At 39.6% G+C, this 22,568-nt stretch carries 24 protein-coding genes, 1 tRNA gene and 2 pseudogenes; 10 read left to right on the top strand and 17 right to left on the bottom strand.

Features of this window, described 5'->3' with window-relative positions; all coding sequences use genetic code 11:
* Positions 1-30: 30 nt before the first annotated feature.
* From MTN96_RS23100 to MTN96_RS23085, 4 genes are all read right to left on the bottom strand, one after another.
* Complete coding sequence (locus tag MTN96_RS23100; RefSeq protein ID WP_248532836.1) at positions 31-672, bottom strand: hypothetical protein; 642 nt, start codon at positions 670-672, stop codon at positions 31-33.
* Between the two features lie 86 nt (positions 673-758).
* Positions 759-1,457: a DUF916 domain-containing protein gene (locus MTN96_RS23095; RefSeq protein WP_248532835.1), complete on the bottom strand. Its 699-nt coding sequence runs from the start codon at positions 1,455-1,457 to the stop codon at positions 759-761.
* Positions 1,458-1,510: 53 nt separating this feature from the next.
* On the bottom strand, positions 1,511-1,987 hold the full coding sequence (locus tag MTN96_RS23090; RefSeq protein ID WP_036981848.1) for a hypothetical protein: 477 nt from the start codon (positions 1,985-1,987) through the stop codon (positions 1,511-1,513).
* Positions 1,988-2,042: 55 nt separating this feature from the next.
* Positions 2,043-2,513 (bottom strand): hypothetical protein, encoded by a 471-nt coding sequence (locus tag MTN96_RS23085; RefSeq protein ID WP_036981847.1) that lies wholly within the window; start codon positions 2,511-2,513, stop codon positions 2,043-2,045.
* Positions 2,514-3,026: 513 nt separating this feature from the next.
* Here MTN96_RS23085 and MTN96_RS23080 point away from each other — a divergent pair.
* Together MTN96_RS23080 and MTN96_RS23075 are read left to right on the top strand one after the other, a co-directional pair.
* Positions 3,027-3,236, top strand: a pseudogene (locus tag MTN96_RS23080) (hypothetical protein); the annotation flags it as partial.
* 51 nt (positions 3,237-3,287) lie between these two features.
* A pseudogene (locus MTN96_RS23075) lies at positions 3,288-3,985 on the top strand (IS3 family transposase); the annotation flags it as partial.
* Positions 3,986-4,035: 50 nt separating this feature from the next.
* On the opposite strand, the gene MTN96_RS23070 reads toward MTN96_RS23075, so the two are convergent.
* From MTN96_RS23070 to rlmE, 9 genes are all read right to left on the bottom strand, one after another.
* Entirely contained in the window at positions 4,036-4,401 is a 366-nt protein-coding gene (locus tag MTN96_RS23070; protein ID WP_248532834.1) for a hypothetical protein, read from the bottom strand.
* Between the two features lie 154 nt (positions 4,402-4,555).
* Positions 4,556-4,738, bottom strand: a complete 183-nt coding sequence (locus MTN96_RS23065; RefSeq protein WP_069438673.1) for a hypothetical protein — start codon at positions 4,736-4,738, stop codon at positions 4,556-4,558.
* Between the two features lie 289 nt (positions 4,739-5,027).
* Positions 5,028-5,112, bottom strand: a tRNA-Leu gene (locus MTN96_RS23060).
* Positions 5,113-5,190: 78 nt separating this feature from the next.
* Positions 5,191-5,544: a preprotein translocase subunit SecG gene (secG, locus tag MTN96_RS23055; RefSeq protein ID WP_036981843.1), complete on the bottom strand. Its 354-nt coding sequence runs from the start codon at positions 5,542-5,544 to the stop codon at positions 5,191-5,193.
* Position 5,545: 1 nt separating this feature from the next.
* Positions 5,546-6,295, bottom strand: coding sequence for a triose-phosphate isomerase (tpiA, locus tag MTN96_RS23050; protein ID WP_036981841.1), 750 nt, complete (start codon positions 6,293-6,295; stop codon positions 5,546-5,548).
* Positions 6,296-6,367: 72 nt separating this feature from the next.
* Positions 6,368-7,717 carry a phosphoglucosamine mutase gene (glmM, locus tag MTN96_RS23045; protein ID WP_013465496.1) on the bottom strand — a complete coding sequence of 450 codons (1,350 nt, stop codon included), beginning with the start codon at positions 7,715-7,717 and terminating at the stop codon, positions 6,368-6,370.
* On the bottom strand, positions 7,718-8,563 hold the full coding sequence (gene folP / locus MTN96_RS23040; protein ID WP_248532833.1) for a dihydropteroate synthase: 846 nt from the start codon (positions 8,561-8,563) through the stop codon (positions 7,718-7,720).
* Positions 8,564-8,658: 95 nt separating this feature from the next.
* Positions 8,659-10,602, bottom strand: a complete 1,944-nt coding sequence (ftsH, locus tag MTN96_RS23035; RefSeq protein WP_036983413.1) for an ATP-dependent zinc metalloprotease FtsH — start codon at positions 10,600-10,602, stop codon at positions 8,659-8,661.
* 66 nt (positions 10,603-10,668) lie between these two features.
* Positions 10,669-11,298, bottom strand: coding sequence for a 23S rRNA (uridine(2552)-2'-O)-methyltransferase RlmE (rlmE, locus tag MTN96_RS23030; RefSeq protein WP_013465499.1), 630 nt, complete (start codon positions 11,296-11,298; stop codon positions 10,669-10,671).
* Between the two features lie 88 nt (positions 11,299-11,386).
* Here rlmE and yhbY point away from each other — a divergent pair, with 88 nt between their 5' ends.
* Positions 11,387-11,683, top strand: coding sequence for a ribosome assembly RNA-binding protein YhbY (gene yhbY / locus MTN96_RS23025; protein WP_008112687.1), 297 nt, complete (start codon positions 11,387-11,389; stop codon positions 11,681-11,683).
* A gap of 58 nt (positions 11,684-11,741) precedes the next feature.
* Here the strand turns inward: yhbY and MTN96_RS23020 are convergent, their stop codons facing one another.
* On the bottom strand, positions 11,742-12,230 hold the full coding sequence (locus MTN96_RS23020; RefSeq protein WP_069438675.1) for a histidine phosphatase family protein: 489 nt from the start codon (positions 12,228-12,230) through the stop codon (positions 11,742-11,744).
* Entirely contained in the window at positions 12,230-13,381 is a 1,152-nt protein-coding gene (locus MTN96_RS23015; protein WP_036981836.1) for a serine hydrolase, read from the bottom strand. Before MTN96_RS23015 ends, MTN96_RS23020 begins: the two co-directional genes overlap by 1 nt.
* A 115-nt stretch (positions 13,382-13,496) precedes the next feature.
* Here MTN96_RS23015 and MTN96_RS23010 point away from each other — a divergent pair, with 115 nt between their 5' ends.
* The 6 genes from MTN96_RS23010 to MTN96_RS22985 all read left to right on the top strand — a co-directional run bounded on the left by MTN96_RS23010 (position 13,497) and on the right by MTN96_RS22985 (position 19,330).
* Positions 13,497-14,306, top strand: a complete 810-nt coding sequence (locus MTN96_RS23010) for a hypothetical protein (protein ID WP_069438676.1) — start codon at positions 13,497-13,499, stop codon at positions 14,304-14,306.
* Between the two features lie 92 nt (positions 14,307-14,398).
* Positions 14,399-15,256, top strand: a complete 858-nt coding sequence (locus MTN96_RS23005) for a MipA/OmpV family protein (protein WP_036981833.1) — start codon at positions 14,399-14,401, stop codon at positions 15,254-15,256.
* On the top strand, positions 15,246-15,632 hold the full coding sequence (locus MTN96_RS23000) for a DUF3019 domain-containing protein (RefSeq protein WP_016899250.1): 387 nt from the start codon (positions 15,246-15,248) through the stop codon (positions 15,630-15,632). The genes MTN96_RS23005 and MTN96_RS23000 overlap by 11 nt, the downstream gene beginning before the upstream one ends.
* 57 nt (positions 15,633-15,689) lie before the next feature.
* The gene (locus MTN96_RS22995) at positions 15,690-16,394 is read left to right on the top strand and encodes a response regulator transcription factor (protein WP_069438677.1); all 705 of its coding nucleotides are present in this window, start codon (positions 15,690-15,692) and stop codon (positions 16,392-16,394) included.
* A gap of 86 nt (positions 16,395-16,480) precedes the next feature.
* The gene (locus MTN96_RS22990) at positions 16,481-17,770 is read left to right on the top strand and encodes a HAMP domain-containing sensor histidine kinase (protein ID WP_036981831.1); all 1,290 of its coding nucleotides are present in this window, start codon (positions 16,481-16,483) and stop codon (positions 17,768-17,770) included.
* A 204-nt stretch (positions 17,771-17,974) separates the two neighbouring features.
* On the top strand, positions 17,975-19,330 hold the full coding sequence (locus MTN96_RS22985) for a sodium-dependent transporter (RefSeq protein WP_069438678.1): 1,356 nt from the start codon (positions 17,975-17,977) through the stop codon (positions 19,328-19,330).
* Between the two features lie 54 nt (positions 19,331-19,384).
* On the opposite strand, the gene MTN96_RS22980 is transcribed toward MTN96_RS22985, so the two are convergent.
* Together MTN96_RS22980 and MTN96_RS22975 are read right to left on the bottom strand one after the other, a co-directional pair.
* Positions 19,385-19,828 (bottom strand): GNAT family N-acetyltransferase, encoded by a 444-nt coding sequence (locus MTN96_RS22980; RefSeq protein WP_069438679.1) that lies wholly within the window; start codon positions 19,826-19,828, stop codon positions 19,385-19,387.
* A 51-nt stretch (positions 19,829-19,879) separates the two neighbouring features.
* Positions 19,880-20,623 carry a sporulation protein gene (locus MTN96_RS22975; protein ID WP_013465509.1) on the bottom strand — a complete coding sequence of 248 codons (744 nt, stop codon included), beginning with the start codon at positions 20,621-20,623 and terminating at the stop codon, positions 19,880-19,882.
* Positions 20,624-20,932: 309 nt separating this feature from the next.
* On the opposite strand from MTN96_RS22975, the gene MTN96_RS22970 reads away from it, so the two are divergent.
* Positions 20,933-22,504: a cation:proton antiporter family protein gene (locus MTN96_RS22970; protein ID WP_069438738.1), complete on the top strand. Its 1,572-nt coding sequence runs from the start codon at positions 20,933-20,935 to the stop codon at positions 22,502-22,504.
* Positions 22,505-22,568 lie beyond the last annotated feature (64 nt).

The raw sequence follows: 22,568 nt of genomic DNA, 5'->3' as shown, positions 1-22,568 counted from the left end.
ATATAGCGAAGAGGAACACTGCTGAAGTTTTCATTGCACTAAATCTAAACTTAAATGCTCTACCTCACGGCTCTCAATATTTTCAGGTAGCTTAACTTTTATGGTCTGTGTGGCATAAGGTGCAAAAAAAACATCGTACCCCTTCTCCAATAAAGCGTGTTTTTCAAAAATAGTTACAACGGATTTATTTGTAGTTACTTTAACTTTATAGTCACTGAGTCGCGCAGCCCCCTCTCCTTCATTTTTGATTTGGGCTAAAAGCTCCCCTTTTTCTAGTTTAGAAGTCAGTATTTTTAAGTTAGGTGAATATATATCCCTGTTTACGTGAACAACTAAATTTACATTCATTAATATTTTAAGTTGTGAGGTATCACTACCAATATTAGAAGCCAAAGGCTGCTCAACTAAACTGACTTGATAACTTTTATCATGTTTCGGAAGCTTCTCTGCAACCCACCTAAATTGAATTTTCTGGCCTTGCCCCTCTTGTAAAAATAAAGAGGGAGGAAAGACCCATAATGGAGAATCTTCCAGCTTTTTTAACGATGAGCTCGATTCAGAAAAATTAATTTCAAACACTTCAATATCAAATGCAATCTCTCTAGGTAATTGATTGTAAATAAAACTAGAAGGTATTTTTGAGGGTTGATCCGGTGATAATGTGATCACCATAGGTGTCACTTCCAGAGCCGCTACCGAAATAGAAATATTACATATTAGTATCATTAAACATCGGGAGAACCACTGAACATAAAACATTAGAATATAACCTCTAACTCACTATCAGCAGCTTGAAACTCTTTTGGTATTGAAATTGAAATATTGCTTTTTGAATTTGGAAGTAAAATTTTACCTGATAGGGCTCTACTTAGATCCATTCCTTCTAAAGTTAACACTTTATCCTTAGATTTAATATTCCACTGAGCTTTAGAAAGGCGTACATATTTATTCCCTTGGTTTTCTAACGACACACCCCATTGATTTTCTGCTAATTGTTTTTTCTCTTTTATTATTAGGTTAGCTTTAGCATTATCGGGAACAACGTTAAAGAGCGTTCTAAAACTAAGTGACATACCAACACCAGATTGGGCACTATTGTTCAAATCAACCGACACTTGCTCTACAGTGATTCTATAAGACTTAGAGTGCTCAATTATAGGCTCACCAATATAACGAACAATGACCGATTGACTACTCCCTGGTGGGATAATCGTAGTCATAGGAATAATTAAGAAATCTTCTTCGTTAATCTCTAAAGACTCAACACCCGTATCACTTATACTCATATTAAAGGCAGAAACATCAATTGTTAGCGGTTTATCCGATGGGTTTATGATTCGAAGTGTTTGTTGTGATTGGCTCCCCTGAGCGCTGAGATCGGCTACCATAGGCCTGACTTGAAAGGCATTAACTGAAAATGAAAACAAACAAAATATAAATATAAGTAAAATATGCATAGAATTCCCTCCTAAATAAAGGCAGTGGATAACCACTGCCTTTTGATTTAACTTTAATTTGCCGTAACAGTCAGCATTAGCGTATCAGCATACGTACCTGCGTATACCGGTGTCTGAGTTACTTCTAAGTCAATCATTCCTGCGACGCCTGTCGTTGCTAATGTGTTACTTCCACCATTGCTTTGAAAAGCACTCTGATCATTGATGCCATCTTCAGCTGACAAAGTAAAGTCATAAGGACCTGCTGTTAAATGAGCAGTGTATCCTACACCTCTATCTTCGTGATCAGCGTTTTGAAGGTGTCCCTCAGAAGTAGTTAAAGTAAGTGTTGCACCATCCACATCATTACATTTCAAGTCAAAATTAACTGTTTTTGTATTCCCTAACGCAAGAGCTGGAAAGTAGTGTGTTGTTGCAATATTGCTTACTTCACATACAGACTCAACGGCACCACCTACATTTAAGTTTTCTGCTAGTGCTGAACCTGAAGATAGTGCTGCGATTGCTGAAATTACGATTAGTTTATTCATTGTTATATTCCTTATCCATGTGACATATAGTTTGTTTTGTTAAATAAATGTGCGTTTAAAGCACGCCACCCGATACTACTGATGGTGTCATTTCTATGCGGATCACATCCTGGTAGCTTCCTGCATATATTAAGGGTTCATCAAGAGTTAACTGAATTTCAGCAATGCTATTAAATAAGATATCATCAATATTAAAGCTATATGTCGATTTGGTTGCCTGTGCCGATACAGACACACTTTTGTTGGCACCTTCCAATGACCAGTTAATATTATATGAACTTATTCTACTGCTTTGCTCATGACTCAAACCGCCATTAATTGACTGCATTGATATTCGCATTGGCGAATTACAGTTAATCTCTAATGAAGTATTAGCAACGCCATTAGAAGAAAACTCTAGATTAGTATTTTGTGAGGTAAATTCACACACTGGAGAAATATGCCCCACCAATGTAATACTTACTTCATCGTTACTATATGCATTGGATGCAAAGCAACATAATACTAACCATGTTAGTCTCTTCATCACTGTCACTTCCTTTGAACTACCTTGCTAATACAGTGGTAATGTTAAGCTAAAATTCAGGTTTAGGAAGTTGTTATTTGATTACGAAACAAGGAGTAAGACTAAATACACTGTAACTAAGCATACCGTTTGGTATAAACATTTAAGTTATTCTTAGCCGATAATGGTCGCCTTTTAATTTTCACCACTTTGTTATAATCCGCTAAAGCGCTATGTTTAATGTTTATAAACAGGAAAAACATAAGATAAATCAGAAATGAACAATCATCTAAACAGCACTTACTATTTTATAAATTATGAACTAAACAACTTTAATAAATTCAAATGATTTTGAACTTCAATTAAATCAAAAGCTTTAACTACGAAAACCTTAAAACTAACAATTGTAAACTTTAATATAAACTAAATGCTTACTTCTTTTTTTACTAACTAGCTAAGGTTATTAGATAAATATTAAAATCATTTCTATAACCCTCCTAAAATCAACATTTAAATAACAAATAGGAAATACATATGAAAAAGCTATCTGTAGCAGTAGCAATATGTGCCGCACTTGCATCTAGTTACACAAACGCTGAAGTTCGTATAAATGGATTTGCTTCTATAGTGGGTGGAAAGAGTCTAGACAGTGATCAAACCTTATACGGGTATGACGATGAAATCTCATTTAAAAACGAGAGTAAGTTCGCTTTGCAACTCTCAGCTGACCTTCCAGCAAAGCTTATAACGGCCAAAAGAGCTGCATCTTTGTCGCAGAGCCAAAGCGCTGTTTAACGCAGCAGAGAAAGCTTAGGCTACCGTGAGCTATGTAAAAACTTACGCAAAGAAGGTTTTAAAATAACACGCTACAAAACGCGAAAGTTAATGGCGAAGCTCAGTTTAGTGGTTAAACAACGAGTAGCTTATAAAGTAACAACTAAGCGTAAACACTCTGATGCAGTTGCAGATAATTTGCTTAACCAAAACTTTAACCCGGTAGCATCCAATCAGATTTGGGCTGGCGACGTGACATACCTGAAAACTGGCGAAGGCTAGATGTACCTTGTTGTTGTAATGGATTTATATTCTCGCCGAATTGTTGGCTGGCATATTGATAAACGTATGACGACTGATTTAGTAATGAGACTAGGGCTTGTAACCTAAGAAAACCAACCAAAGGCTTGGTATTTCATTCTGATAGAGGGTCTCAGTATACAATTAAGCGATATCGCAACCTATTAAAGCATTATGGCATGCGAGCAAGCATGGATGATGTGGGGGCGTGTTGGGATAACACTGTTGTTGAAAGGTTCTTTGGCGGCTTGGAACATGATTGGTTGTTAAAAGTGGCTCAGCCAACGCGTGAGCACATGAAAAATGTCGTTACTGAATATATGAAATAATACAATCTGGAAAGCCTGCACTTAGCTAGTAACGATCAGCCACCAGTAGGGTATGAAAATTCTTTAAAAAAAGTGTCCGGCTGGAGTTGAATAGAACACTAAGCGAGTTGAGTTTTCTATTAGTGCTTCACACACCGCGATTACTTCAAGTACAGTTTTTTCAAAAGGGCCATAAAGGAGTTGAACTTGATTGATACTTGGCCAATTTCATCCTCTGAATTTACGCGCAGATTAGTGCTCAGTGATCCTTTACCATTTGCCAGTAAACTGAGGTTATTCGCGGTATCACTTGCTAATAGCCATAAAATTAACGACACAATAGATACTACCAGCATCAATGTGAGTGCCTGATCTGAGCGCTCTTTAGTACTTGCAACCAACTTAAAAAAGTGAGCATCTGCTTTTGCCTGAGCTACTTTAAATTTTTCAAGCACATCATTGTACAGCGATGCTTTTCTTTGCGCCTGTTGCTGGATTTTACTAAAGTCGGCCGTACCATTTACCATACCGTTTGCAATATTTGATGATATTTTTTCGTAATATGCTAACTGAACTTTTGTGTCACTATGAATATACGAAGCGTTTATTTGCTCAACCGCACTTATGTTGCTGATTAATGTGTTGTATATATTAACAGCTTTCTCTATTAACTCTTGCTCGTCAAATGTAACGGCTGCGTATAGAGCTCATCGAGTTTTCCGACAGGCTAACATTAGCAGAAGTAAGCTTAACAACTTGATAGGAAAGCTTTTCCATTTCATCAAGTGCAGCCCTATTATCATTCATTGCAAAGTAATTGATTAAAACAATTACTAAAAATGCGACTACAGCGATACTGGTCATAGCATGAATTTCTTACTTATGCTGAGGTTTTTAAAAGAGAAACCTGAAGCTATACTCATTTACTCCGTTTAATTATCTATAGTTATTATCGGCTTAAGATGCAGAAATGTTAACTTTAGACGCTTTTTATACATAAAGTTAAATACCGTAACATTCGTTCGTAAACACTAACAACTGAAATATAGAGTGTTCTACTCAATGATCAACATTACTCCTAAAAGAGTTGTTTAATATTTTAAATTTTAGGCACAAAAAAACCAGTAACATTGCTGTTACTGGTTTTTGTATTTGGTGCGGATGGGGGGACTTGAACCCCCACGCCCGAAAGCACTACCCCCTCAAGGTAGCGTGTCTACCAATTCCACCACATCCGCATTTTTTAAGCTATTGCTTAGTGCTAAGTCAGCATGTTTATTTGAGGGAAATAAACAACTTAACGATTTAAAACTAAATTAATTTGGTACGTCAGAGCTTTGCTCTTTAGTTGATGTTACTGGCACATCTTCTTCAATTGGAGTCACTGTTTCAACAGCTGGAGCCGCTTCTAGGTTTTCCCATTCGTCAGTCTTTTTAATTTGACCGGCAGTTAGGTTACCTAACACAATACTAAGCACAAAAAAGATTGTAGCTAGTACCGTTGTTGTTTTCGTCATGAAATTTCCAGCCCCAGAAGAACCGAAAACTGTAGACGATGCGCCGGCACCAAATGATGACCCCATGTCAGCACCTTTACCTTGTTGGATCAAAACCATACCAACAAGCGCTAAAGCTACAATTAAATACACTACTAATAAAATTTCGTACATCTTATACGGTCCCTTTTGCACTATTGCAGATAGCAGTAAATGATTCTGCTTTTAAACTTGCGCCTCCAATTAGGCCGCCGTCTATATCTGTTTGCGCAAATAATAATTCGCTATTTTTTTCATTAACGCTACCACCATATAAGATGGTTAGCCCTTGTGCTAAATCGCTATCTAGTTCAGCAATTTTGTCACGGATAAATTTGTGAACGCTTTGTGCCTGTTCAGGCGATGCAGTCTTACCTGTGCCTATAGCCCAAACGGGCTCATATGCTATCACAGATTCTTTTAGTGCTGCTACACCTAATTTATTAATTACTGCGTCAATCTGCGCAGCAACTACTTGTTCTGTTTGACCGCTTTCTTGCTCTGTTTCGCTTTCGCCAACACATAAAATAGGCGTTAGACCTACTTGTTGCGCGCGAGCAAATTTTGCAGCAACGGTATCATTGCTTTCTTTATATATACTGCGTCGTTCAGAGTGACCAACCAGTACATATTTCGCACCTAGCTGCTTAATTAGCTCTGCATCTACTTCACCAGTAAACGCACCTGGGGTATTCTCAGACACTGTTTGCGTGCCTGTTGTTACACCACTTGCAATCATTGCTGGGACTAGAGGAAACGGAGGAAATAAAACAATGTTTACTTCAGAAGATTTAACATCGTTAATAGCATCAGACAGTTGTTGAACGAGTTCTAATGAACCATTCATTTTCCAGTTGCCTGCGACCATCGCTTTGCGTGCTGCCATTTTTCCACTCCACATTAGAAAGCGGGCGAGATATTAACTCGACTCGCCCAAAGTTACAAGAGGTTATTGTTATCAATCAGTTTGTTTGCTCATAGATTCGACAACCGCTGCTATTTTCTGTGCACTATCAATTACTATTTTTTCTTGCTCAGCTTCAACCATTACTCGTACTACAGGCTCAGTGCCTGATTTACGCAGTAATACGCGCCCTTTATCTGCTAAGCTTTGCTCTACTTCAGCAACTGCGGCAAGCACCTCTGGAGCTTGGGTCGGATCAGTACCGGCAGTGTAACGTACGTTAATCATTTTCATTGGATACTTAGTAAAACCGGCTCCTAAGTCTTGAAGTGTACGGTTTTGTGCTACCATAGCCGCAAGTACTTGTAAGCTTGAGATGATGCCATCACCCGTGCTGATTAAATCTAGATTCAACACATGCCCTGAGCTTTCACCGCCAATTTTCCAGCCTTTTTGCTGCAGCAGTTCCATCACATAACGATCACCGACTTTACTGCGAGCAAAAGCAATGTTTTTTGCTTTTAATGCATTTTCAAGTCCCATATTCGACATAACCGTGCCAACAACACCACCGCCTAAATTGTCATCTTGTGCAGCTTGGCAAGCAATAATATAAACCAAATCATCACCGTCGAATACGCGGCCATTATGATCAACCATCATCACACGGTCGCCGTCGCCATCATAGGCGATACCGACATCAGCTTTGTGTTCAAGTACTTTACGCTTTAATGTGTCAACATGGGTTGCGCCACATTCATGGTTAATGTTTACACCGTTTGGCTCACATGCATGGGTGATCACCTCTGCACCAAGCTCTCGCATTACAGAAGGAGCAATATGGTATGTAGCACCATTAGCACAATCTAAAACAATTTTAATTCCTTCAAGGGATAACCCTTGTGGAAACTGGCTTTTACAAAATTCAATATAACGGCCATCAGCGCTAGATAAACGTGTTGCTTTACCTAACTTGTCAGAAGCAACACAGGTCATAGGCTCGTCAAGCATCGCTTCAATTTGTAACTCTACCTCATCATCTAACTTTAAACCTTGGCCATTGAAAAACTTAATGCCGTTATCATAATAAGGATTATGTGATGCGCTGATCACTATCCCCGCTTCAGCGCGAAACGTTTGCGCTAAATAAGCAACTGCAGGCGTTGGCATGGGCCCTAAAAGAATAACATCAATACCTGCTGCAATTAATCCAGCCTCTAGGGCAGTCTCCAGCATGTAACCTGAAATACGAGTGTCTTTACCTATAATGACTTTTTTAGTGCCATGAAGTGAGAGTACACGCCCTGCGGCCCAACCCAATTTCATCGCAAACTCTGGGTTAATAGGACCTTGACCTACTAAACCACGCACACCGTCCGTGCCAAAATATTTTCTTTCTTTCATTTAAAGTACTCCTTGTTTGCAGGCTTGATATACGCCAAGCACATCTGCGGTTTCTTTTACATCATGCACACGAATAATGTGTACACCGTTTTGTGCGGCGATCAGTGCTCCAGCTAAACTGCCTGCCAATCTATCGTCTGTGTCTCTATTTAATAATTTACCAATCATTGACTTACGCGATAATCCCGCGAGCAAAGGAAGTCCCAATTTTGCATAATCGTTAAATTGAGCCAATATTTGATAATTATGCTTTAGTGTTTTTCCAAAACCAAAACCAGGATCTAAAATTAACTGGCTTTGTTTAATGCCAGCAGCTTCACATGCGGCTATTCGCTGGCTAAAAAAATCATTTATCTCACCCGCTAAGTCATTATAGTGAGGAGCGTGCTGCATACTACGAGGTTGTCCTTGCATATGCATTAAGCACACTGCTACCTCAGGAAACTGTGCAACCACATCGATTGCGCCGGGCTCTTGCAATGCCCGTACATCGTTGACAATATCAGCACCGGCTTCAATCGCTTGGCGCATCACCTCGGCTTTACTGGTATCGATTGAAATAACGCAGTCACTTTGCTCACGAATAGCTTTAATAATAGGAATAACACGCTTTAACTCATCTTCAAGGCTAACATCAGGTGCGCCTGGGCGTGTTGACTCGCCACCGATATCTAAAATGGTCGCACCATCATCAAGTAATTGCATCGCATGACTCAGCGCGGCAGTTGTATTTAAGAACTGACCGCCATCAGAAAATGAATCAGGGGTAACATTCACGATCCCCATAATTACAGGCTCTGCAAAATCAAGCGTTCGGCCGCGCGCAAGGTTAATTTTATTATTCATCGCTAACCTTAATATGTGATAATTTTAGTTATTAACATCAAACTGATACAAAAAAGCCCCGAACTTCGGGGCTTTTGGATACGTTATTTTAACGATTATTCAGCTTTATCATCAAGGTTTGTTTCATCTTTTTTAGATTCATCAGCTGGTTTTTGTACTTCATCAACTGGTTTGTCTTTAGAAACACCTTTTTTTTCTGGTTTAGCTTCATGACGGTCATGCGCATCACGTGGTTCACGTACTGGCTGACGAGCCATTAAATCATCAATTTGCTTCGCATCAATGGTTTCATACTTCATTAGTGCATCTTTCATTGCATGCAGAATATCAATGTTTTCTTTCAATATTGATTCTGCACGTTGATAGTTGCGGTCTGAGAATAAACGCACTTCTGAATCGATTACTTTCGCCGTCTCATCAGACATGCTCATAGAGCGACCACCGCCGCCACCCATGTACATCTCGTTTTGATCTTCAGCGTAAAGTAACGGACCTAGTTTTTCACTCAAGCCCCACTGCGTTACCATTTTACGTGCAATATCTGTAGCACGTTCGATGTCGTTACTCGCACCCGTTGTTACTTTGTCTTCACCATAGATAAGTGCTTCAGCAATTCGGCCACCGTAAAGACTTGAAATCATTGATTCTAAAAGCTCTTTAGAGTGACTAACACGATCTTGTTCTGGTAAATACATAGTCACACCAAGCGCTCGGCCACGTGGGATAATAGATACTTTATAAACTGGGTCGTGCTCTGGCACCATACGGCCAACAATAGCATGGCCCGCTTCATGATACGCCGTCATTTCTTTCTCTTGCTCACTCATCACCATGGTCTTGCGCTCAGCACCCATCATGATTTTATCTTTAGCAGCATCAAATTCAGCCATACTTACAACACGTTTATTACCACGTGCGGCATAAAGTGCAGCTTCGTTTACAAGGTTTGCTAAATCAGCACCAGAGAAACCAGGCGTACCACGCGCAATTACTGCCGCTTCTACGTTATCGCCTAATGGCACTTTACGCATATGTACTTTAAGGATTTGCTCACGTCCACGAATATCAGGCAAGCCAACCACTACTTGACGGTCAAAACGACCAGGACGAAGTAATGCAGGGTCTAGTACGTCAGGGCGGTTAGTTGCCGCTATTACGATAATACCTTCGTTACCTTCAAAACCATCCATTTCGACAAGCATTTGGTTTAGTGTTTGTTCACGCTCGTCGTGGCCGCCCCCCATACCAGCGCCACGTTTACGCCCTACCGCATCAATTTCATCGATAAAAATTATACAAGGAGCTGCTTTTTTAGCTTGTTCGAACATGTCACGTACACGTGATGCACCTACACCTACAAACATTTCAACAAAGTCAGAACCCGAAATAGTAAAGAACGGTACTTTTGCTTCACCAGCAACAGCCTTAGCAAGTAATGTTTTACCTGTACCTGGAGGACCGACCATAAGTACGCCTTTAGGAATACTACCGCCTAATTTCTGAAACTTAGAAGGGTCACGTAAAAAGTCCACCAGCTCGGTTACATCGTCTTTGGCTTCATCACAGCCAGCTACATCAGCAAAGGTCGTTTTGACTTGATCTTCACTCATTAAGCGGGCTTTACTTTTACCAAATGACATGGCGCCTTTGCCACCGCCACCTTGCATTTGACGCATGAAGAAAATCCACACACCAATAAGCAGGATCATAGGGAACCAAGAAATAAAAATGCTTGCTAAAAACGATTGTTCTTCAGGTTTAACACCTTTAACGTTCACATCACTTTTTAACAAATCATTCAAAATGTCTTTGTCATAAATAGGCATAATGGTTTGAAAACGCTCGCCACTATTTTTTATGCCAGTAATTGTGCCACTAGTACTTTCGATAGACACTTCTTGTATAGAGCCGCTACGGGCGTCTTTTACAAATTGACTGTAACTTGTTTGACGATCAACTTGATCGCCGCCATTAAAGCTCTGAAATACTGACATAAGCACTACTGCAATAACCAGCCAGAGTATTAGATTTTTCGCCATATCGCTCAAGGGGTTAACCTCTTGTATCCAATTAATTTAAATTCAACTAAACGCCAAGCAACTGTACTACAGTTTGTATCCAGTCGCTACTATATATACTTCCCGAGAACGGGGACGCGAGGCATCCGGTTTACGTATCTTCACTGCTTTAAAACTATTACGTACATCTTGCAAATATTGATCAAAGCCTTCACCTTGGAATACTTTAACAATAAACGCGCCATTTTTCTTTAAAACTTGGTTGCACATATCAAGTGCAAGCTCAACCAAGTACATGCTACCTGCCTGATCAACCGAGTTATTGCCACTCATGTTAGGTGCCATATCAGACAATACCACATCTACATTTTTACCATCAATACGTTTTAACAATGCATCAAGTACCGCTTCTTCACGAAAATCGCCTTGTAAAAAGTCAACGCCCGCTAAAGAGTCCATAGGTAAAATATCACACGCAACCACTTGGCCTTTGTCACCCACTTTTTCAGCTAAGTATTGTGACCAACTCCCTGGGGCTGCGCCTAAATCAACAACGGTCATCGCTGGGCGCAATAACTTATCTTTGTTTTGGATTTCGTCTAATTTGAAAACAGCTCGAGAGCGCCAGCCTTTTTTTTGCGCTTCTTGAACATATTTATCATCAAAATGTTCTTTAAGCCAACGTTGTGAACTGGCTGACTGTTTTTTATTTGTCATAAATTAACACGCAACTAATTAGTAATATTCTCTAGATGGCGTTAGAATACCCTTAATTCAAGCCATATTCAGCAAAATTTGTAATATCATGACATTATCAAACAAACAAAAGCAGTTTTTAAAAGGTCAGGCGCATAGCCTTAAGCCTGTAGTTTTACTAGGTTCTAACGGTTTAACCGAAGGCGTAGTAGTTGAAATCCAAAGCGCACTAGAAATTCACGAATTAATTAAAGTGAAGGTGCCAACAGACGATCGTGAAACCAAAAAGCTTATTTTTGATGCCATTGTTCGCGAAACAGGGGCTACTAAATTACAGACTATCGGTCATACGATTGTGCTTTATCGTCAAAGCCCTGAGAAAAAAATTCAATTACCTCGTGGCTAATAAGGCCATTTAAAGGTAAAACAAAAAAACCAGCCATTGCTGGTTTTTTTATGCCTGCTTAAAAACCCATTGTCAGCGTTTTAACTTCATAACTATTATTTTCTAGTTTACTCACTAAATAATAATGCCCGTACTGACTCTCATCCATACTTTCAATAGCTTGGTTACTCAATAATGAAGCCAACTGCGGTGTGGTATTACTATGCCCTATTACTACCACAACGCCATTTTGTGCTAATAATTGTTTTTTCAATGTCATTAGATCAGCAGCATCATAGGTAATAACTTTAATATTATAATACGCGGCTAATGGCGCTGCCGTGCTTAGGGTGCGGTTATAGTTACTGCTGAATAACGTTATGTTTGGGTAAGTGTTAACTAACGAAACCAAGTGCTTAGCACGCGCTTGGCCTTGGGCAGTTAGAAATGGATTTTCCCCTGTTTGTTTTTCGCTATGTCGAAACAAGTAAACCTGTTCAGGGGCAGAAAAGGCGGGTTGGCAAATAAATAATAATGCTATCAACAATGTTTTTATGTGGGCGTTCATTATTGCTTCTCTCGTTTATATACTAATAGGCGATTTATAAACTCAGTTGTAAGCTCATTTATGAGTCCAGTTTCTGCATTTAAAATTAAGCTAAAGCCAACATTTAAGTGTGGAAACACAACCAAATCACTGCGATAACCTTGCACCCAACCACTGTGGTAATAAAGCGTTTCATCATCATAATCATACACACGCCAGCCTAGCCCATAGTAGGCTTCGTTCATGTGCTCTCGCCATACTCGTCTGTAGCGTTCTTTTTTAGTATGTGTATAAGGGCGCGTTTGCGTGATCAATGCATCTAAGGATAATACCGATGGATATTGCCCTAATTGCGCATTTAACCAAATAGCCATATCTGAAGCACTGGCGTTTACCCCAGCTGCCGGAGCGACTTTATAATAATTCTTTTTTAAACGGGCACTGTACCAACGCTTTTTCCCACGCACATGAGGGTGTGCGTAGTTACTATCTTGCACCATGGCGTCGTAGCCTAAGCTTGCATCGTTCATTTTTAGAGGGATAAAAAATGCATCATTGAGCCACTGAGTATAAGTTTTGTTGGTGCTTTTTAAAATCACGTCATCAATTAAACTAAACATGACATTTTGATAGCCATAACAGTCACCGGGTTCGCATATGGGTTTTACACTTAATAGCTTTTCTACAATATCGCTATACCCCATTCGCGATTCGATTAAATTATCGTATGCATTCGGTACTAGCCCACTAGAATGGCTTAAAATATGAAAAACCTTTAAATCATCTTTGTAGTCGGTTTGTTTAAATTCAGGAATGTAATGACTAACAGGAAAATACAAATTAAGTTGTTCTTCATTTGCAAGTTTTGCCGCTAACGACCCTGCAAACGTTTTAGATACTGAGGCCAAACGAAACCGAGTGTGTGGATTAATTTTTTGCCCACTGCGCACTTTGGTATGCCCCATAGTATGTATATAATCACGCGCTTGTGCGTTGACGATGGAAAGCGCTCCGCCCGGAATCTTTTTTACTTTTAGTTTTTTTTCTACGTAGCGTCCATAATTTTTAACAAAAGCTTCCCAGTCAGGATCTGTGCTTGCGCTTGCCTGTAAATGCGTCCCTAAAATACATAAAGCAAAAAAATAAAAGGGTAAGGAGTTAAAATACTTCATTCTTAGCTAATTTTTCTTTTTTAGTCATAATCAGCCTCTATAATATCATGAACTTTTGCTCGGACTAACGTACAATATGTTCGATTAATGGCTTTTGAGTGGATGTAAAATATTTATGCGTTTTTTAGTTGTATCACTTTTTATTGTATTAGCTTCAGGTTGTGCCGTAGTTAAGCAGCCTGCAGAACCTTTAGCAATGCCTGCAAAACCTTTGCTTAAGAGTCAAACTTACCAACTTAAATATGAAACCGAGCATGCTTCACCGAAAGTAAAATCGGTGCAATTACCTGCACATAACATCAAAAAAAATCAGACTGTCAGAGTGATCGTAGACCGTGCAAGTGTCACCGACACATTAGTATCTCAAATTAGCCAAGCACTTAACGATAAACAACTAAAAGTTACCACAACCGATAACAGTGATTACACGTTAGCTATTCATCAAGTTGACCTTGAGTTTATAGATGATGCTAAGTACATCCTAGCGCAGCCAGAAAAACCTTATTCATTGTTTTCAAAAGTAGCACAGCAATTCCCTTCTCAACAATGCGCAAATATACTGGCACAAGTTAGTATGCGCCTTACACACAAAGCAACGGGAGATGTAGTGTGGTTTGCCAAATCATCAATAGATAGTGCAAGCTTTCACCGTGAGCCTCTAATCTATAGCTTTACTGAAGAAAAGAAGATCACTAACGAGTTAGAAGTTGTTGCGTTTATTCATAAACATAACACCGAACAGGCTCGGCTTAAGCGTGCTGAACTTGAAAATGAAGTAACGGCCCCTGCTTATAAAACCATCACTAAATTGAGTCGTTTAACTAAATTAAATGGGCCATGCACACGTACTGAGATCAGCGCGTTAACTCCCATGATGCAATTTTACTTGAGCAGCATACTTATCGATAAAATTAAGGTTCAGTAAATTCAGGACGACTGCTACATTTTTTTACAGATTTAGCCTAGAGTTTGACAATATACTACCCTTTTAAGCAAACTCTAATTTAGGTTCCAAGGATGAAGCATTTCCCACAAAGACATTTTTTCCGTTGTGCAGCCTTATTGTTTGCGCTCATTTTAAGTGGCCAGAGCACAGCAAGCAATCGTTACTATGCCGATAACACATTGGAACCCACTACAGGGTTTGCCTGGGACTGGAGTGCGGGAGCAGGTTATTACATAGAAGATTCTTACTTGGTGGGCATGAATTCTTATGATGTTGGCGCCGAGTTAGATTTAAGCCTTGCAGTTTCTTACGATAATTTTTACCTTGATTTTGATCATAATCAACTCAGCGGTGGACTTGTTTTAGGCTATAGCTTAATTAACAAATACGATTGGGGCCTTGATTTATTAGGCACTAATTCGCAAGCCGGGTTTGACGAACAAGGCTTAGGTATTTATAACGATGGCATTATTGAGCCACTACGCGGTATTAAAAAACGTAACTATGATTTTGATACCGGCCTTCGATTAACACGTCGATTTGAAAACTCACAAATTTCCCTTGAATACTTACATGATATATCTGGTGCTCATAATGGCTGGGTGGCAAACGTATTTTTTAGTCATATTCAGCCTTGGCGTAATTGGGAGTTTCGCTCTGGTATTGGCCTAAGTGCCTACTCTGCAGATTTTACAAACTATTATTTTGGTATTGATAGCGATGAAGCAAACGCAACTCGCCCTATTTATCAAACCAATGCCAGTACTAGTATTATGTTTGAATTTCATGCTGAATACCCCATTAATCAAGATTGGGTCTTTTTAGCAGGCTGGTTAACGACGTGGTTTTCAAAAGAAATTGATGACAGCCCAATTATTTCCCAAGGATATCAACACAAAGCCAAGGTAGGCGTGCGTTATGTACTTTAGATTTTTTTACTGTTTATTGTTTAGTTATTCAGGCTCTTTGCTGGCAGCCCCAGTGCAAATACCCGCTCAATTGAGTGCAGTACCTGATACCTGTGTGGCCTTACGTGAAGGACGTCACTGTTACGCCGATGTTGTTTTGTCATGGCAGCAAGTAGAAGTGGGTAATTATTGTCTACGCGATGCCACCTCAAAGTACATTATGCAGTGCTGGCTTAAACAGCGACAAGGTTCGTTTAATTATGCCTTTGACTCAACGCAAAGTATTTCGTTTGAACTATTTGACAGTAATACATCACAAGTCATTGCCGTCACAGAAGTAAAATTACAATGGGTGTATCAAAATAGGCAAAAAAAGCGGCGTTGGCGGTTATTTTAGTCACACACTATAAACATTATGATAGCTAAACATCATTTAGGTATGCGAAGAAAGCTTATGGATAATTACGGTACTATTTTACTGGTTGAAGATGATATTTCTCTTGCACAGTGGGTCACTGAGTATTTAACAGAGCAAGGCTATGTTGTACATGTATGTCATCGAGGTGATGAGGTTATAAGCCAAGTAAAACGTTTAAACCCACAACTTATTTTACTCGACATTATGCTGCCAGGGCTTGATGGTATTAGTGTATGTCGTGAGCTACGTAGCTTTTATCATGCCCCAATTATAATGCTTACTGCCCGCGATGAAGAAATGGATGAAGTCATTGGGCTGGAAGTCGGTGCTACCGATTACATAATAAAACCGGTACGCCCTCGCGCATTGCTTGCACGCATTAAATCGGCCTTGCGCTACAGTAGCGACACGCCTAAAACCGATGTTCAAGCAAATATGATCAATATCGGTCAATTAAGTATTAATACCGAGTCACGCAACGTTTCCCTTAACCAACAGGATGTGAACATTTCAAGCGCAGAGTATTTATTACTGCATTACTTAGCCAGTAATGCAGGACAAGTTGTATCACGCGATGCGGTGTTTAAAGCAACCAAAGGCAGGGAATATGATGGCCTAGATAGAAGCGTTGATGTGCTTATTTCTGCCTTGCGTAAAAAGTTTCATGATGACCCACAAAAACCAGAAAAAATTAAAACCATTTGGGGACGTGGTTATTTGTTTGTGACTACAGCGTGGTAAATTTTAATGCCTGAGTGCTTAAAGTAATTAGCGCGATAGTAATAAAAGTCACTTCAATACACCCAGCCTATTATGGAATAGCATCAATGAAAAAGTTTTATATTTCACTACTTGGCAGTGCGCTGCTTTCAATTATTGTTTTAGGTTGGCTTATTGATGCATTTAGCCAACAAGCGCATGCGCCTTTGGATGAGTTTAGCGTTCAAAGCCAGATTATTGTCGGGTTAAGTAAACAGCTCACGGCGCTTAAACCCGATGCTCGCCCACAACAAGTAACAAAACTAGCCGCTGACTTTGACCTTATACTTAACTACAAATTAAATCAGTCGCTGGCACTGCCCTTAGCGCTATTAGATAAAATGCAAACCCAAGGCGGATTAATACTCGAAGATGAGCAAGGCTTTTATATGCTCTACACAAATGATGAGTTAAGTCCTTATCATTTAACCATGCGTTTAGATAAACCTTATGAGGCCACACAACGAAACGATATTATTTTAACGCTATTATTTTACACTGGCTTATGTGTTTTTATGGGTTTTATTATTACCCCTTTAGCAAAGCGCCTTACGGTGTTAAACGAAGCAGCAAAGCAATTTGCATCTGGTAATGTTAAAGCGCGTATTACCCCCTCTCGATTTACCTATATAAAAGATGTGGAACTGACCTTTAACCGTATGGCGAGTCAAATTGAAAAGCTAGTTGCTGAAAACAAGCTAATGGCCTCCAGCTTATCGCATGATATTAGAACTCCAATTGCTTGCTTACGCTTTGGTGTCGACGCCGCTCTTGATAGTCATGACGAGAGTAAAATAAAGCATTATTTAACTCGCATGGAAACCGACTTGGATCACATGGAGTCAATGCTAAAAAGCTATTTAACGTTTGCTACTTTAGAGCAAAATGCGAATAAGCTTACTTACTCATCAGCAAACCTTAAACAATACCTAAGTGATATTGTATTGCAACTTGAGCCTAGAATAACCTCTCGCTCGCTTAATATTTCTTTAGAATGTGATGATCATACCGTTTATGCTGACTTACATTGGCTGGCAAGAGCAATCACCAACTTAATTAATAATGCCTGCGACTTTGCAAATCACAGCATTCAAGTAACCGCTTCAGTACAAGAACGTTCTCTGGTGGTGAACATCGCCGACGACGGACCAGGCATTGCTCAAGAAAATAATCATAAAGTATTTAGCCCATTTTTTCGTGAACGCAGCCACCGTAATCGCAGTGATAATAGTTATGGCTTGGGATTAGCAATCGTCGCCAAAGTTGCCGATTGGCATCATGGCACTGTAAAAGTGAGTAAAAGTGAACGACTCTCAGGCGCCTGCTTCACATTAACCATCGCTCAGTTTGAACATTAATCAACAATGCAAAGATGCTCAATACAGCTGATAAACGAAATATAATTAAAAAAATTGTGCTATTTATAATCAAAATACGCACGTGTTATTTATACAGCTAGATAAAACGCAATAATTGTGCAACACAGACAAATAAGCACTTTTTATTTAATTACAATTCCAGTAGATTGTCACGGCGTCGAAAAAATAGAGAAGCAGAATAATATGAGTGCAGTAAGAGGTGAGTTTAGCTCCCGCTTTGGTTTTATAATGGCTGCGGCAGGATCAGCTGTTGGCTTGGGTAATATTTGGGGTTTTCCGACCCAAACAGCAAGTAATGGGGGCGCTGCCTTTTTAGTCGCGTACTTAGTACTGGCCTTCTTTTTAGCCTATCCGGCTTTAATGGCAGAGCTGATGATAGGTCGCCATGGGCAAGCTAATGCAGTCTCTTCATTAACTAAATTAACCACGCGACCATGGCAAAAGCAATTTGCCTTTGCTGTCGGTTTTGGTGGTATTTTATGTGCTGGATTTATTTTAAGTTTTTATGCCATTGTTGCCGGTTGGATGTTAAGTGCCACTTTAGAACCGGTAACCACATTGGTCGGGGCTGATGCCGCCTCTTTATGGTTAAGTGAACAATCGCTTACTCGTAATATTCTTTTCACTGTTTTATTTATTATTTTAACTGTTGCTATTATCAGCCGCGGTGTAGAAAACGGCATCGAAAAATGGTCTAAACGCTTAATGCCCGCTCTGCTCGGTATTTTGTTTGCCCTAATTGCCTACGTGATGACTCAAGAAGGCGCTGTTGAGGGGTTAAAAGCTTACTTAGTCCCTGACTTTTCTTCTATTTTTGACCCTACATTGTTAGTGAGTGCCTTAGGCCAAGCTTTCTTTTCATTGTCACTGGGCACCAGTGTGATGATTATATATGGCTCCTATATCAGTAAAAAAGAAAACCTTGTGTCCCTTGGCGCGTATGTAACCTTAATTGATGTGTTTATAGCGTTTGTAGCGGGTTTATTGATCATCCCTGCTATGTACGTGGCACAAGCGCAAGGTGTTGAAATATTCTCTTCAACTACAGGTAAACTTCTCTCTGAAGATACTCTCGTATTTCAGGTATTGCCTGCCTTATTTGATGGCATGGGTGGTGTAGGTTTATTTGTTGGTTTTGCTTTTTTTGCATTGATGAGTATTGCCGCACTAACTTCATCTATTTCCATGCTAGAAGCGCCAGTGTCGTACACGGTAGAGCGCTTTGCGATGAAACGTGTTCAAGCAACGTGGTTAATAGGCGCTTTAATTGCCATAGTGAGCATTATTATAGTGTGTAACCTAGGCACTTTATTTGGCTTAGTGATCACCCTAACAACCAAAATTGCACAACCTTTATTAGGGCTTATGTGCTGTATATTTGTAGGTTGGATCTGGTACAGATCGTCACTACTTAAAGCGATTCAGCAAGGTAACCCTGAGGTGCATAATACGTTATTTTGGAAAATATGGCCTTGGTATACCAAGTTTGTATGCCCTGTTGCGATTAGTTTAGTGTTTTTGCACTCCCTACTAAGCTAGTTATAAGATGCATAAAAAAGGTCCACATCAGTGGGCCTTTTTAGTGGAGCAATACTACTGCTTTAAAATCATATCTTGATGGGGTATACCATCTTCTAAATATTCATCACCAACACATTCAAAACCGAATGAACGATAAAAATTCAGTAGATAGGTTTGTGCGCCAATATAAATATCGCGAGTCGGCCATTGCGCCTTACAGCATGCTATTGCTTCATTGACTAACTGTTTGCCTAATCCAGAACTTCGCTGTGATTGAGCAACCAATACACGCCCTATCGCACTGTACTGAGCATCTTTTTCATAACAACGAGCATAGGCATATACTGTTTGCCCATCAAGTAAATAGACATGGCGTGTAGTGTCTGCGATATCGTGATCATCAAGTTCGGGGTAAGGACATGCTTGTTCTACAACGAATACGTCGACACGTTCACGCATGATTGAAAATAGGGTTTGGGAATCGAGCGCAAAGAATGGCTCACATTTAAACGCCATTTAAACACCTTTTTTATTGCAGGGCTTACCTAAAGTAAGCCCCTAAAGCGATTAAGCAAATAATCGTTCTAACTGATCACATAACTGCGATAAATTAACATGATCATGCTCTATGGTTAAATCAACATAGCCATCACTTCTAAACGCTCTGTCTAATTCAATTAATACATGGGTTTTATGTGCTTCAGGAATAAACGACAACTCTATTTCTTTTATGCCAAACAAACTGCGGCTATTAGGCTGATACTCAAGCTCTTGATAACACCCCGACACAGATTGAAAAGTAGGGGCACGTAAATGACCTTGCTCTACATCGGCTTTAACTAAACTAAAACCAAGCTTTTCCATCGCTTGCATGCATGTTTTAACCGCTTCATTAGGATAAATGTGTAAATGGTCTTTATCTGTTGGATCAAGCGCAAGGTCAATATCAAGGCCTGTTTCTAACCATACATAAGATTGATTATAACCTGCATTAATTTCAGTTATAGGCGTTTCTGAGTGTAAACGGGCTTCAAACGGAATAGTTCTTACTTCACCGGGCTCAATAATACCAATATCGGTAATGCGCCACTGGTCAATCACATGATTAGTGAAATAATCACCGTCTTCACTCGCCACTTTTACACGGGTAACTAACATTAAGTCTAAACCGGTAATTTCTTGGCTCACATCACCTGCAGTAATTACAATTTGCGCGTTAAATAATTGCCCTGGCTGAAGATGCTCGGTCTCTAAAATAGTATCTACTTTGGCGGCACCAATGCCTACCGATGCTAAAATCTTTTTAAACATATTTTCTCCTTAAGCTAAGCAACTCTAATGTTTGCTTACGCTTAAACTCCTTCGTTATGGCATCTTAACCACATTTAAAAGCTCTTGTCAGCGAAAAACTGCTATTTACATGCTGTTTACGATAAAACCAGCCATATATGTGCATTTTTTATACATTGAAGCTACTTTACCTCTGCATAAACTGACAGTAGCAATCATTTGATAAATACTCTCTATCACGTAACTAACTGCGTTAAATAAGTAGATTAATTGTCAATAAGCATTGTTTTTCGCTACACTACAGTGCCTAAAAAAGTGGTATTAATAACTATGGAACTAATTTATTTTGCTACCGCCTTCGTCTGCGGTTTTGGTATATACCAGCTAAAATTGCCGCCACTTATCGGCTTTCTTATGGCTGGATTTATTCTTAATTTAGCGGGTTATAAAAGCACGGAACTGCTGGAGACAATTGCATCTTTAGGGGTTACACTGCTACTTTTTAGTATTGGCCTCAAGCTTAAAATTTCAAATTTAATAAAACCTCAAGTCTGGGCTCCGGCCACCTTACATATTATTCTAAGCAGCGCTTTATTTAGTGGCTTTATGCTACTACTGGGTGTTTTTGCACTGCCATTATTCGTCGATTTAAGTTGGCAAAGTGCGCTGTTAGTTGGTTTTGCTCTGAGCTTTTCAAGCACCGTATTTGCGGTAAAAGTTCTTGAAGAGCGCGGTGAAATGGCAAGCCTGCACGGTAAAATAGCCATTGGTATTTTAGTTATGCAGGATATATTTGCGGTTATATTTTTAGCGGTCAGTACCGGTAAGTTGCCGAATATTTGGGCCTTAGGGTTAATTATTGCCTTACCTTTATTTCGCCCTGTTATGTACTGGGTTTTAAACCGCTCTAAACATGGTGAATTACTGCCGCTATTTGGGTTTTTCTTTGCCTTAGTAGCAGGTTATAACGCCTTTGAATTTGCAGGTCTCAAAGGTGATTTAGGTGCTTTGATTGTAGGTATGATGTTCGCACCACACAAAAAAGCCGGTGAATTGTCTAAGTCATTGCTTAGCCTAAAAGATATATTGCTAGTTGGCTTTTTCCTAAGCATTGGTTTAAGTGCAGAGCTTACCGCCCACTCCTTAGTCGTCGCTTTAGTGCTGGTATTAATTATTCCAATTAAAACCCTGCTTTATTACATACTAACCAACCTATTTAAACTTCGTGCGCGTACCTCTTTGTTAACAGCATTTAGCCTAGCTAACTTTAGCGAATTTGGTTTGATTGTGTGTGCAGTTGCCGCATCTACCGGCATGGTTACCTCTGAGTGGCTTGCTGTTATTGCGATTGCGGTGTCGATCACCTTTGTAATTGCTTCTCCTTTAAATAAACGCTCTAACGAGCTATACGTTAAAATTGAACGCTTTTTATTAAAGTTTGAAAGCAAAACCCGCTTAGCTGAAGAGCTCCCAGTAAACTTAAATGACACAAAAATTGTTATTTTTGGTATGGGTAGAATTGGCACAGGTGCCTATGAAACAATAAACGCAACTCATCCGGATGTTGTTGCAGGTATTGATATTAAGCCTGAGGTAGTTGATAAGCATGTAAAGCGAGGTCGCCGAGTATTAATTGCCGATGCCACCGATCCTGATTTTTGGCAACGTGTTAACCACTCCCACGTTGAAATGGTAATGCTAACTATGCCTAAGCACATGCAAAATATTTTTGCCTTAGAGCAATTACAAGCATCGGGTTATAAAGGACAAGTAACGGCGATTGCCAACTACCCCGATCAGCAAAAAGAATTAGAAGAGATGGGAATAGACTCTACTTACAACTTTTACTTAGAAGCAGGTAGCGGTTTTGCAGAGCATGTAAAGCAAACCCTGTTTCCTTAATAGGGTTTAGATGCAAATAGATTGCATTTACATTCCTTTACATCTGCGTATTTTATTGGTTTAA

It is taken from the genome of Pseudoalteromonas sp. 2CM28B, from assembly GCF_023161935.1.
The sequence above is the reverse complement of the archived record's forward strand: the minus strand, read 5'-3'. Positions and strand labels throughout refer to the sequence as shown.